The 12,078-nt window shown below is 65.2% G+C and carries 13 protein-coding genes; 6 read left to right on the plus strand and 7 right to left on the minus strand.

Annotated elements, in window-relative coordinates; genetic code table 11:
• Positions 1 to 8: 8 nt before the first annotated feature.
• The 3 genes from QTH87_RS23450 to QTH87_RS23460 are packed head-to-tail and all read left to right on the plus strand — an operon-like array spanning position 9 to position 3,065.
• Positions 9 to 785 carry an SDR family NAD(P)-dependent oxidoreductase gene (locus QTH87_RS23450; RefSeq protein WP_286612514.1) on the plus strand — a complete coding sequence of 259 codons (777 nt, stop codon included), beginning with the start codon at positions 9 to 11 and terminating at the stop codon, positions 783 to 785.
• A 40-nt stretch (positions 786 to 825) separates the two neighbouring features.
• Positions 826 to 2,379 carry a class I adenylate-forming enzyme family protein gene (locus tag QTH87_RS23455; RefSeq protein WP_286612515.1) on the plus strand — a complete coding sequence of 518 codons (1,554 nt, stop codon included), beginning with the start codon at positions 826 to 828 and terminating at the stop codon, positions 2,377 to 2,379.
• Positions 2,364 to 3,065: a nitroreductase gene (locus QTH87_RS23460; protein WP_444812833.1), complete on the plus strand. Its 702-nt coding sequence runs from the start codon at positions 2,364 to 2,366 to the stop codon at positions 3,063 to 3,065. The genes QTH87_RS23455 and QTH87_RS23460 overlap by 16 nt, the downstream gene beginning before the upstream one ends.
• Positions 3,066 to 3,081: 16 nt before the next feature.
• Here QTH87_RS23460 and QTH87_RS23465 read toward each other — a convergent pair whose 3' ends face one another.
• The 3 genes from QTH87_RS23465 to QTH87_RS23475 form a co-directional block, all read right to left on the minus strand.
• A complete protein-coding gene (locus QTH87_RS23465; protein ID WP_286612517.1) occupies positions 3,082 to 3,423 on the minus strand; it encodes a hypothetical protein in 342 nt (113 codons plus the stop codon).
• Positions 3,424 to 3,815: 392 nt separating this feature from the next.
• A complete protein-coding gene (locus QTH87_RS23470; RefSeq protein WP_286612518.1) occupies positions 3,816 to 4,304 on the minus strand; it encodes a GNAT family N-acetyltransferase in 489 nt (162 codons plus the stop codon).
• A gap of 179 nt (positions 4,305 to 4,483) precedes the next feature.
• Complete coding sequence (locus tag QTH87_RS23475; RefSeq protein WP_286612655.1) at positions 4,484 to 6,610, minus strand: S9 family peptidase; 2,127 nt, start codon at positions 6,608 to 6,610, stop codon at positions 4,484 to 4,486.
• A 14-nt stretch (positions 6,611 to 6,624) separates the two neighbouring features.
• On the opposite strand from QTH87_RS23475, the gene QTH87_RS23480 reads away from it, so the two are divergent.
• Together QTH87_RS23480 and QTH87_RS23485 are read left to right on the plus strand one after the other, a co-directional pair.
• Complete coding sequence (locus tag QTH87_RS23480; protein WP_286612519.1) at positions 6,625 to 7,281, plus strand: response regulator; 657 nt, start codon at positions 6,625 to 6,627, stop codon at positions 7,279 to 7,281.
• The gene (locus tag QTH87_RS23485; protein WP_286612520.1) at positions 7,278 to 8,651 is read left to right on the plus strand and encodes a sensor histidine kinase; all 1,374 of its coding nucleotides are present in this window, start codon (positions 7,278 to 7,280) and stop codon (positions 8,649 to 8,651) included. The genes QTH87_RS23480 and QTH87_RS23485 overlap by 4 nt, the downstream gene beginning before the upstream one ends.
• A 186-nt stretch (positions 8,652 to 8,837) precedes the next feature.
• Here the strand turns inward: QTH87_RS23485 and QTH87_RS23490 are convergent, their stop codons facing one another.
• The 4 genes from QTH87_RS23490 to QTH87_RS23505 form a co-directional block, all read right to left on the minus strand.
• Positions 8,838 to 9,161: a hypothetical protein gene (locus QTH87_RS23490; protein WP_286612522.1), complete on the minus strand. Its 324-nt coding sequence runs from the start codon at positions 9,159 to 9,161 to the stop codon at positions 8,838 to 8,840.
• A 273-nt stretch (positions 9,162 to 9,434) separates the two neighbouring features.
• A complete protein-coding gene (locus tag QTH87_RS23495; protein WP_286612523.1) occupies positions 9,435 to 9,593 on the minus strand; it encodes a hypothetical protein in 159 nt (52 codons plus the stop codon).
• A 64-nt stretch (positions 9,594 to 9,657) separates the two neighbouring features.
• Positions 9,658 to 10,188 (minus strand): hypothetical protein, encoded by a 531-nt coding sequence (locus QTH87_RS23500; RefSeq protein ID WP_286612525.1) that lies wholly within the window; start codon positions 10,186 to 10,188, stop codon positions 9,658 to 9,660.
• A gap of 317 nt (positions 10,189 to 10,505) precedes the next feature.
• Positions 10,506 to 10,859 carry a DUF4870 domain-containing protein gene (locus QTH87_RS23505; protein WP_286612526.1) on the minus strand — a complete coding sequence of 118 codons (354 nt, stop codon included), beginning with the start codon at positions 10,857 to 10,859 and terminating at the stop codon, positions 10,506 to 10,508.
• Between the two features lie 344 nt (positions 10,860 to 11,203).
• Between QTH87_RS23505 and QTH87_RS23510 the strand changes: the two genes are divergently transcribed.
• Entirely contained in the window at positions 11,204 to 11,968 is a 765-nt protein-coding gene (locus QTH87_RS23510; protein WP_286612527.1) for a S24 family peptidase, read from the plus strand.
• Positions 11,969 to 12,078 lie beyond the last annotated feature (110 nt).

Raw genomic sequence — 12,078 nt, forward strand, 5'->3', positions numbered from 1 at the left:
CCGCCGACATGCGAATCAAGGACAAGACCATCGTGATCACGGGCGGGGCCTCGGGCCTGGGCCTGGCGACCGCCACCTACATGGTCAAGGAAAAAGGCGCCCGCGTCGCGATCCTCGACCTCAACGAGGAAGCCGGCCAGCAGGCCGTGGCCGAGCTCGGTGCCGAGCATGCGCTGTTCGTGCAGACCGACGTCGCGAGCGAGGAATCGGTGCAGGCCGCGGTCGATGCGGTGATGCAGCGTTTCGGAGCCATCCACGTCTGCATCAACGGTGCCGCCATCCCGACCGGCTTCAAGCTGCTCGGCAAGGAGGGCAAGGCCGCACCACTCGCACGCTTCGCGCAGGCGACCGCGGTCAACATCAACGGCGTCTTCAACGTGATGTCCAAGTGCGCGGAGCAGATGGCGCGGAACGAGCCCGAGGTCGGCGAGGAGCGCGGCGTGGTGATCAACGTCTCTTCCGGCGCGGCCTACGAAGGCCAGGTCGGTCAGGCCGCGTATGCGGCGTCGAAGGCCGCGATCATCGGCATGAACATGCCCGCGGCGCGCGAGCTCGGCGCCATCGGCGTGCGGGTCAACGCGATCGCGCCGGGCCTGTTCCTGACCGCCATGGTCGCGGGCCTCGATGCCAAGGTGCTCGACTCGCTCAAGGAGCAGATGGAAGCGCCGCGACGCCTCGGCGACATGCGCGAGTTCGCCCATTGCTGCGCCTTCATCGTCGAGAACGCCTATGTGAACGCCGAAACCATCCGCCTCGACGGCGCGGCCCGCCTGCGCGCCCGTTGAGCGGCCTTTTCCCACACAACCAGAGAACGAGAGACAAACCATGAGAATTGCCGACTACTTCGATGGCGCCGCGGCGCAATACCCGGGCAACCTGGCTTTCGTCGATGGCGCCACGCGCATCGACTTCGCCGAAGCACAGCGCACCGCGCATGCGATCGCCCATGCGCTGCAGCGCGAGAGGGCTGCGGGCGCGGGCACGCATGTGGCCATCTACGCGCCCAACGACTACCGCGTCACGCTGCTGCACCTGGGCATCAACCTGGCCGACATGGCCTGGCTGTCGGTCCACATCAAGAACACCATCGAGACCAACGCCGAGGTGCTCGAGTACTTCGATGCCGACATCGTCTTCTTCCACAGCCAGTTCGCGGACTGCGTTCCGGTGCTCAAGGCCAGGCTGTCGAAGGCCAGGCTCTACGTCTGCATCGACGGCGCGTCCGAGCACGGCATCGCCATGCAGGACTGGCTGGAAGGCTGCCGGACCCCGTTCCGCAACGACTGCGAACAGCCCGACACCGTCGCCTTCCTGCAACCCACCGGCGGCACCACCGGGCCATCGAAGGGCGCGGTCCACACGCATCGCACGCTCGAGATGATGGGTCTCGCACTTTCGAGCGAGTTCCCGGTCGGGCCCGAGTCGCGCCATCTCGTGATCGCACCGCTGACGCATGCGGCTGGCCTGATCGTGCTGGGCTTCGCGGCGCGCGGCTGCGCCACGGTGATCCTGCCGGGCTTCGATGCCGACGCGATCTTCAACGCGATCGAAAAGGAAAAGGTTTCGCACCTGTTCCTGCCGCCGACTGCGGTCTATGCACTGCTCGCGCATCCGCGTGCGAAGACGACCGACTTTTCCTCGCTGCGCTGCTTCATCGTCGGCGCGGCACCGATCGCACCCGAGAAGTTCAAGGAGGCGGTGCGCGTGTTCGGCCCGATCATGTACGAGGGCTTCGGCCAGACCGAGACGCTGATCCCGATCCTCGTCAAACGACCCTCCGACTACCTCAACGCCGACGGCAGCTTCGACGAGGCCGCGGTGCGCGCGGCCGGCAAGCCGGTCGGCGTGGTGCGCGTGGGCATCATGGATCCCGAGGGCAATCTGCTGCCTGCCGGCGAACGCGGCGAGATCGTGGTGCGCTCGTCGATGTCGATGCAGGGCTACTACAAGAAGCCCGAGGAGTCGGCCGCCGTCTCGACCTTCGGCTGGCATCACACCAGCGACGTCGGGGTTGTCGACGAGCGCGGCTTCGTCACGATCGTGGATCGGATCAAGGACATGATCGTCTCGGGCGGCTTCAACATCTACCCCGTGGAGATCGAGAAGACGATCCAGGGTCATCCCGCGGTGCTCGACTGCATCGTGGTTGGCGTGCCCGACGAGAAGTGGGGCGAGGCGGTTAAGGCCGTGGTGCAGCTCAAGCCCGGCCAGACGCTCGAGGAGGCCGAGCTGATCGCGATCTGCAAGGCGCAGCTCGGCAGCACCAAGGCGCCGAAGTCTGTCGAGTTCTGGGATTCGCTGCCGCGCAGTGCGGTCGGCAAGCTGCTCAAGAAGGACGTGCGCGCCAAGTTCTGGGGCGACCAGTGGCGCTCGGTCTGAACATGGATGCAGCGGCCGCGATGCGCGGCCGGCGCTCTGTGCGCGCCTTCCTGCCGACGCCGGTGCCGCAGGCCACGTTGGCCGAGATCCTTGCGCTGGCGGCCTGCGCGCCCAGCGGGACCAATATCCAGCCCTGGCAGGTGATCGCATTGGCGGGCGAGGAAAGGCAGCGCGTGTGCGACCGCGCACAGCACGCCTTTCATCACGAGCAGGGTCTGCATGCGAGCGAGTACGACATCTACCCGCCCGAATGGGTGGAGCCCTACCTGGGACGCCGCCGTCGCAACGGCCTGGCGCTCTATGCATCGCTGGGCATCGCGCGCGGCGACAAGGCCGCAATGCAGCGGCAGCATGCGCGCAACTTCTCCTTCTTCGATGCGCCGGTGGGTTTGATCTTCACGATCGACCGGCGGCTTGCGCAGAGCAGCTGGGTCGACTACGGCATGTTCCTGCAGAACCTCATGCTCGCTGCGCGCGTGCACGGTCTCGACACCTGTCCACAGATGGCCTGGGCGATGATGCCCAGGCTCCTGACAGAACTGCTCGACATCCCGCCGCATCGGATGGTGGTGTGCGGCATGGCATTGGGCCACGCCGACCGCGAGGCCCCCGAGAACGGCTGGCTGCCCGAGCGCGATCCGGTGGCGTCGTTCGCGCAGTACCGGGGGTTCTCAGCCTCGCACTGAGGAGGCCGCGGTGCCCCTATTGCAGGATGCCCGCGCGCGAACCGGCCGGAAAGCAGCTGTTGCCGTTTTCGGGACAGATCACCACATAGGTCGTGCGTTGGCCGCAGCCCGCGATGCCGATGGTGTATTCGGCCCGCACGGTGCCCTGGAAGCGGAAGGTCTGGACCAGCGGCTGGATCGTCTCGCGCGACAGGACTTCGGCGGTCGACGTCGGACAGTTGAGCTCGAACTGCGCCCGCCGCTTGGCCATGGAGATCGCCTCGGGCTGCATCTGGTCGATGAATGGCGGGCCCGAGGCGCAGCCGGCGAGGGCGATCGCGGCGGTCAGCGACAGGGACAGTCGTTGGATCGAAGGCATGACGTTCCTCGAGATCGTTGTACGGAGCAAGGAGTTAGGACTGGCGGTTACTGGATTGGCTTGATGCGCATCTTCCACGACGCACCTGAGCCACATGCATTCTTGCGCGCCTGGGCGTTGTCGCAATCGGTTGGAAGGGCAAAGCGGTTGCCCGAAAGGGAAGCATCGCTATTGCGTCCGGGTGCGGCGCTGGGATGCACCACTGAGGAAAAGCGACGATGGCGCCGTGACCGCCGTGACGTTCGAAGAGAAGGCGGCCAGGCCAGACGAACCTGACCTTCTCCGAGCTCTACCCGGCAAAGGAAGCGCTCGCCCGCAACATCGGGCGTAGCCGGCGCCAATGCAAACACACCCGCAGCCAGTTGACCGTATGCTCTTGGCCGAGTGCAGCATCAGGGAGCTGCAACCGAAGACACGCCGGAACGCTCCAATCGGAAGCTCAAGCGGTCAGATACCCACTGTGCTCCAAGACGCTCATAGAAATCGATTCCTCGAGCGTTGGAAGACTTGACCGTCCAGTCAATTCGCCAGCAACCTTGGTCAAGTGCGTACCGCGCAACCCACTTCATCAGAGCACGCCCGACCCCTCGGCTCCGTTCTTCAGGCGCGACGAAAAGCTCCTTCAATGCGCATTGGAGCCGCTTGGCTGGCTCCGGCTCCACCAGCGAAGCGACAAGGTAAACGGCTGCGAACCCGAGCAAGCGGTTGTCCTGAGATGCCGTGACCAGCTGAAGCTGCGAGTCGCCGCTGCACAGGCGCTGTAGATGCGCGTTGAACGTTCCCCGTGGCAAGCGAGAGCCAGGGTGGTAGTGGGCGTGCAACTGCGCCAGCAGATCGACCATCTGGTCATGCTGCTCAATGGTGAGGAAGCCGAGATTCAAGATTTCCGCTCCGCTGAATAAGCTGATGGGCGATTCTGTCTTGTCAGCGCCTAACGTGAGATGCCCGGTTGTGGCCGACTACGGCCTGGCGAACCGCTGCTGGTCGAATGCAACCGGGTGTGCGCGCGCTTCGCCGGGCCATCTGAAGTGGTCTCGAAGGTCTCGCGCCCGACTGCCTGCTAGCGCACCTGGCGTGGCATGAGTTCGTAGTAGTCAAAGCCAGCACTCCGCCCGCCCAGGCACGTGGCCAGCGTGTCCTCCACCTCGCGCCACAGGGCCAGGCGGTTGCGCCACTTGCGCACGCTGTGCCCCTCGTCCGGAAACGTCATGTACTGGACGGGCCGACCGAGCCGACGCAGTTCGGCCACCACGTCGTCCGAGTCCTGCCGCAGCACCCGCACGTCGTTGCTACCGTGGATCACCAGCAGCGGCGCGGTGATGCGGTCGATGCTCGAGATCGGCGAGTTGGCGAGCATGGCCGCACGCTCGTCCGGTTTGCCTACGTCCCCGTAGGTCATCGCGAACATGTGTCGATTGCGCCAGAACGGCGGCCAGCTCTCGATCACGCGCGGCCAGTTGGCCACGCCGACGATGTCGATGCCGCAGCGGTAGTCGTGCGGTTTCTGGATCAGCTGCGCCAGCACCGAGAAGCCGCCGAAGCTGCCGCCCATCACCGCGATGCGCTTCGGGTCGGCGATGCCTTGGTCGATCGCCCACTGAACCGCTTCGGCGATGTCACGCTGCATGCGGCCGTTGTACTCGTGCGCGCCCGCCAGCATGAAGGAACGGCCATAGCCGGTGGAGCCGCGGTAGTTGACTTTCAGCACCGCATAGCCGCGGTTGGCCAGCATCTGCGTATTCGTGAAGCCTGCGGCCTGCCAGTTGTCTCTCGCCCAGGGTCCGCCGTGGATGTCGACCACCAGCGGGGCGGGACCGGCAACGCCGCGCGGGCGTACGACGTAGCCATGCACGGTCATGCCGTCGGATGTCTTGAACGCGAAGGGCTGCATCGGCGAGAAGAGGCCGGGATCGGGCTTGCGCGGCGGGGTCAGGCGGCTGAGCCTGCCCGTCTCGCGGTCCAGCAGCATTTCCACCGACTCGTCGCCCGTCGTGGCGCGCAGCACCATGCGCCGGCCGTTCTCCGACATGCTCGATGGGCGGACCAGTACAGGCTCGGCATCGAGCCACCCGCGTTCGCGCGCAGTCTGCGACGCCTTCGCCACTTCGTCGCCGAGCGCCGCATCGAGGTACACGAAGCGCGGCAGCCCGGGTTCCTTGGCATAGCCGAAGGGTGCCCCCCGCACGGGTGGGTACTGGGCATAGTCGAGGTCGACTTCGGGATCTTCGGCCAGCACGCGCTCCCGGCCGCTCGCGAGTTCGATCTCGACCAGCGCGGACTTGTCGCGACCCATGTTGGTCATGGCCCAGAGCCGCCCGCCCTCGGGATCGATGCGATGAAGCGCAAAGAAGTCGAAGCCCTTCACCGTGCGCAATCGCCTCCAGCTGCCGTCAGGCTCCCGAATCTCCACCGCGACGTCCGAGCCGTCGGCGCTGCCAAGCTGCCGCCACCGTCCGGCAAGTTGCCGGTCGGTGCCGATGAACCAGCCGACAACGCGGCTGTCCGGTTCGCTGCGCGCGACCTCGCGAACAGTGCGCGTTGCAGCGTCGGCCTCGAACAGATCCATGCTGCTGCGGTCGCGGCCGTTGCTCGTGAAGTAGAAGCGCGCGCTGCCCGGGTCGCCGCGTGTGACGAAGGTCGAGCGCACGCCGGGCCAGGGCGTCACGGCCCAGGGTCTTGCCTCGGGCGCACTGCTGAGCTGGGTGTTCTCGTCGCCTGTGAAATCCTTGATGTAGGCGACATGCCGGCCATCTGCCAGCCACGAATAGGTGGGGCCGGAGACGAAGGGGCGAGCCAAGGTCCCCGTTGCAAAGGTGCGTACCGATGACGCATCGGGCGCGGCTTCGCTCGGCCGCACCGCCAGCCCGACGTCCGTGCCGACCGTCTGGACCCAGAGCAGCTTCGATCCATCCGGCGACAACGAATGGCCGTCGAGGTAGTCGACGTTCGCGACGAAGCGCCGCAGCGGCACCAGCGGGGGAAGGTCGCCAGCCTTCTGTGCCTGGGTGAGCACGGGAGCGGTCGGTGCCGTCGCGCAGCCGCCGAGCGCAAGCAATGCCAAAAGAATGACCACTCCGGCCAGCAGGCGCGATCCATCAACCATGGCTTGTCTCATGTGGGGGCTCTTTGAGGTGCAGGGGTCGCATTCTGGCGCGGCCAACCTTTGGGAAAGCCAAAGGTCGCCCATGCACAATCGCGGCCGTGCACATCCTGCTCATCGAAGACGACCTGGACCTCGGCCGCGCCCTGCAGGCTGCGCTGAAGGTCGACGGACTGTCCAGCGAATGGCGCCGCCGCGTGGCCGACGCGCCCCGCGTGCCGGATGCCACGCAGTTCGATTGCGTGTTGCTCGACCTCTCGCTTCCCGACGGCAGCGGCCTGGATCTGCTGCACCGCTGGCGCCGCGAGGACTGCTCGCTGCCGGTGATCGTGATCACTGCACGCTCGGCCATCGAGGACCGGCTCGCCGGACTCGACGGCGGCGCCGACGACTTCGTGATCAAGCCTTTCGCCGCCGCGGAGCTGATCTCCCGTATTCGGGCGGTGTTGCGCCGCTCCGCACGACAGGCCAGCGACGTATGGGCGCTCGGCGAGCTTTCGATCGAGCCGCGCAAGCACCGGGCGTTGCTCGACGGTGCACCGCTGGACCTTTCGCCGCGGGAGTTCCGGCTTCTGGTGGAACTTGCCCGCGAGCCTGGCACGGTCGTCGCAAAGGGCGTGCTCGCGCAAAGGCTTGAACCGCTCGGCGAGCCGCTCGATTTCGCCGCGATCGAGGTGCACTTGTCAAACCTGCGACGCAAGATCGGCAGCGACCGCATCCGTACGGTTCGCGGCGTGGGCTACATGCTGGAGACATGAAGGCGCTCCTGCGTCCGACCATCGTGCAGCGCGTGGTTCTCGCACTGTTGATGGCCTTCGTGCTGGTGTGGGCCGCAATGCTGGCCTACATCTATTTCGAGTTCAGGCAGGCCCTGGCGGTCGACCAGGGGCTCAAGCGCGTGGGACGCGCGCTGACTTCGGCCATGGAGGAGTTCGACGGAGACGATGCGAAGGCACGCATCCTCATCAGGGCGACGGCCACCGAATACAAGTCGCTCCGTCTGAGTGGAAATCCCGAAGGGAGCCTGCTGCTGCAGCTCGACCGTCGCGGCGGCGGGCTGCTCTTCTCATCGCCGGCGCTGGGCTCGCAGGTGCTTTCCGGGACTGCGCTGCAGGTGGTCACGCAGCCGATCGATGGCAAGACCTATTGGGTCTATCGCAGCGAGGCTGGTCCTTGGACGCTTCATCTTGCGGAGCCCGAGATCACCGGGCAGTGGATTCTCGAACGCAATGCGCGACGCGTCCTTCCCTACCTGTTCCTTGCGTTCCCGATCGTCCTGATACCGATCTGGCTGGCGGTGAGGCTCGGCCTGCGGCCTCTGCGACAACTGGCCGATCGAATCGCGCGACGCGGTGCGGGCGATCTTTCGCCCCTCGGCATCGAGCCGCGCCACGCCGAACTCAAGCCGCTGGTGGCCGCCTTGGAGGACATGCTCCGGCAACTGCGGGATCAGGTGGCCCGCGAACGCGCGTTCGTTCACGACGCGGCACACGAGATGCGTACGCCGATGGCCGTGATCGCTGCGCAGGCGCACGCGCTTTCGGGCGCCGCGAACAGCGAAGACCGCACCCGTGCGCAGGGACATCTCGAACGAGCCATCGCGCGGGCATCGCACCTCACGCAGCAGCTGCTCGAGCTGGCGTCGCTGGACGAGGCGCGGCAGTCCCCGCTTCAGCGGATGGACGTGTCTCAACTCACGCGGCAACTGCTGGCCAATGCGGCGCCTCAGGCGATGGCACTCGGCATCGAGGTGAATCTCGATGCGCCAGACGGCCTGATGGCGGAGATCGATGCGCCTGCATTCCAGTCAATCCTCGAAAATCTCGTGAACAACGCCATCCGTCACGCGCGCGGCGCCACGCGGATGACGGTCACCTTGCAACGCGACGAAGGCGGCGGGTTGCGTCTTTCGGTGGAAGACGATGGCCAGGGCGTTCCAGAATCCGAGCGGGAGCGAATCTTCGAGCGCTTCCATCGTGGCAAAGATCCCGATTCGCCTGGCACAGGGCTCGGACTTGCCATCGTCCGTCAGGCGGCCGCTCGAAGTGGGGGACGCGTGACCCTGACCACGGGACTCGACCAGCAAGGAGCAGGCTTTCACCTCTGGTTGCCGGCGAGGCCACGCTGATGATGGAGAGCCAGTTCCCCGAACTTAGGGTTCTCGCGCAGACTGTCATCACCAGCCTCAGCAACCACGAACAGGAAGAGAGGTGGGTGTCGCGTCGACGGTCCGGGTTCAGGTCGAAGGGCTGGCGCGACCAGCGGCAGCAGCGGGTCGCCATGAATCCTTGATCGCCTGATGTGTGATTGCGCGTCAGCCGCCGGTGCACGGGACCGGCATGGCGCGCCCTACGGCCCACGAGGTGCGACCCTGCTCGATGAGCAGCGTCTGGCGTCCGTTGGAGAACCGGGTCCCCGACTGTCCCATCGCCGGAAGGTCGATGGCGGGAGCACCGTCAACGGAGACCGATGCGCGCTCTCCCATCAAGCGCACGGCCAGGCGTGTTCCGTCGCAGACGTAGTTGCTGACGGGATAGGGATTGCCGACGCCGATCGAGGGACCTGGCGCCGGATGCTGGCATCCCGCGAGCATCGAGATGGCAAGCGCGCCGACGATTGAGCAAAGGAAGTTTCGCATTCTTTCTCCGATCTGCTCGCTGGTTGACGAGCTTTGCAATGTTCATCGTACGGCACTCGACGGCCGAACGAGCCGTTCAGGCCTTGTCGGAATCCTGTCTCCCCGCGTCCATCATCCGCGCAACCGCGCTCACCTGGGCGGTCCCCGCCCGAAAATGCCCCGCCACCGGGTCCGTGCTCCGATGACCCGTCATCGCTATCGTCTCCTGCAAGGGGTGATCGCCCAGGGTGCGGCCAACATCCTGGATTCGGCGACGGCAAACGCGTCGCGCGCTCAGTCGGCGAAGCTGCGGAAACCAGGAATCAGGATGCGGCGTTCGTGCTGCCTGGTAAGCGCCGTAGCGATGACGTGGTTCAAGTGGGCCGCGTGGTCGGACACGAGTTGCTCTTGCAGTCCGACGGTCTTCGTGTCGTCGAGATCCTGCAGGCGCAAAGGGTCCTTGGCATCTCCGAGCGCAGCGAGAAGATCTCCGTCTTCGGAGGTCTGGACCAGGTGCTCAACGGGCCGGTGAAGCTGGCCCTTTGCGAGAGGTCGATGCCGCAGGGCGGCAGTTCGAGAATCGAAGAATGAATGCCGGCGGGTAGTCATCGAAGACTTCAAAGCCGATGAGGTTCCCGACCATGTTGCCCTTGGCCAGATTGGGGCTGGCCGTGCATTGGGCAAAGATGCTCTTCCTGCGATTGATGTCGATGTAGCCTGTACGCTTCTCCGGCGCGGTCATCGCCGGAAAGAGGATGTCGCGTCCGAGCTCCTTGTCCTCGTCGCCGGCGCCCTTTTGCAGCATCTTTACGACGGCGGTGTAGTCCAGCGGCTTCTTGCCTTTGGCAGCATTCGGATCGGTATTGGCCGGAACGAGGATGCCACCGGACGGTGGGCCCATCTGAGGGGCAGCCTGAGGTGCAGGTGTAGGCGCTTGCGCGGGTTGCTTGGCCTGCGGCACGGCGCAGCCCGCCAGCATGGCGAGCACTCCGGCGCAAGCCAAGGGGGAAAAACGACCGGGACGTGAGATTGCGCGGTTTTCTTGCATGCTTGTTGTTCGACTGTCTTGAATTTCTGATGAGGTTGGCTTCGATGGGCCCACCGTGTTGCATCCCAAGGGTTCGAGCAGGTGACGTGGCAGCTCGCGAACTCCGAGAACGGCGCCTCAGGCCTCGCACTCGCAGGATGCGCTTGATCGGAATCACTGGGGGAAGGCCATGCCGCTGCACACCATCCATGCCGTTGAAAGGCTGTGCGCGCATTCGCCGGGCGTCGCGGAGGCGGGCACCGGGATGCACGGCCCGAACCCACTAGGGCGCTGCGCACACTGCCTGGCTTCGAGTACCCTCGATTGGCTCTAAGGGCCTACTTGATCAAGCGAATCGTCAGCGGGTAGCGGAATGGCGTCCCGTTGCTGGCCTTGACGGATGCGACGATGCACAGCACGAGATTGGCCAACATGACGATCCAGAAGAGAAAGATTCCGATCACGATGAATGACAGGGCGAAGCACAGAATGTAGTACCCGATCACGGTCAGCTGGAAGTTCAGGGCCTCCTTGGCATTGGCGCTGCTGAACTGCGCAGAGGGATCGGACTTGCTGATCAGATAGATGATCAAGGGGGCGAGCCAACTGGTGAAGAGCCCACCTAGGTGGGCAAGGATCGCGAGCGTCTTGCTTTGGGTGACTTCATGGGTCGCTGCTGCAGATTGGGTCATGATTGAATCGTTCTAAGACTGCCGAATGGAACAAGCCGGATGCTTGTCCCGCCACTGACGGCGTGCGAGCTTGAGAGATCGTTCCTCACGCCTGCACTCCGCCAAGATCCCCCTCTCTCCGAGGAAATCCTGGAAACAAATGTAACTACGACACTGAAGATGTCGATAACAATAGTTACTACTAAGGTGTTGTCCCCGGAAGGGCGCCGGGCAACTAAGTCACACAACTGCCAAGTGAATAGCATCGTGAACGACGCGCAGTAGCGGGTTCTTTGGCGCCACGGCACGCAGCGGCAAGGCGCTGAGCGGGCGGCCATGCCGTCTCCCTTTGCTACGATCGAGGCATGAATCTTGGCGCCCGCCTCAAGACCGCCCTGCAATTGGCAGGCTTGCGGGCGCCTGAGATATCCAGGGCAACCAATGTTCCCGCGGCGGCGATCAATGCGCTGCTGCGTCGAGACAGCCGCCGCTCGGAGTACACGGAGCGGATCCTGTCCGCTCTTCCGCTTGACAAGGTCAACCACGAATGGGTGCGCTCCGGCAAGGGCGAGCCGGTTCCCACCGGACTCGGCGGACTCAACGGCAGCGGCTCGACACGGGCACGGGGCGCCAGCGATGCGATCACCCAGCCGCACAGGAGCTGGGAGCACCCGGAAAAACTACCAGAGGGGTCTTATGTGGCGCTGCCTCGACTTCATGTCGAGCGTGGCCCGGACGGGGCGACGAGAGGAAGAAGAAAAGTGTCAATCAAGCTGGTGAAGCACGACGTGCTCACCTTTACAACGGGCTGGATGAGCTACGACGAGTCCAGGCCCGCCGCCCTGGCGTGGGCGCAGGCCAGCGACGACAGCATGGAGACGGTGCTCTATCCCGGCGACTACTTCGTCGTGAATACTGAGCGGACCGAGGTGGTTGATGGCCGAACCTACGTCATCTTCTACGAGGGGCAGGAGCGCGTGCGCCGCCTTTTCAGGCTGCCAGGCGGGCGCCTTCGCATCGAGGCGAACAACAGCCAGCTGTTTCCGACGCTCGAGCTGTCGGCGGCTGATGCGAAGGGCGTCTCCATCATCGGCCGCGTGGTCCATCGCTCGGGTCCTGGCGGGCTCTAGCGGCACGTCCGAGCGCGCTTTTTCCAACAGCCGAAGGCTCCTCGCCCGCGCGATTCGAGCGTGACCGCCCATGCAGCCGGCGCGTGAATTCAGCGCGGCGCGTGACGAAG

The organism is Variovorax jilinensis, from assembly GCF_030316885.1.
GTDB lineage: Bacteria > Pseudomonadota > Gammaproteobacteria > Burkholderiales > Burkholderiaceae_C > Variovorax > Variovorax jilinensis.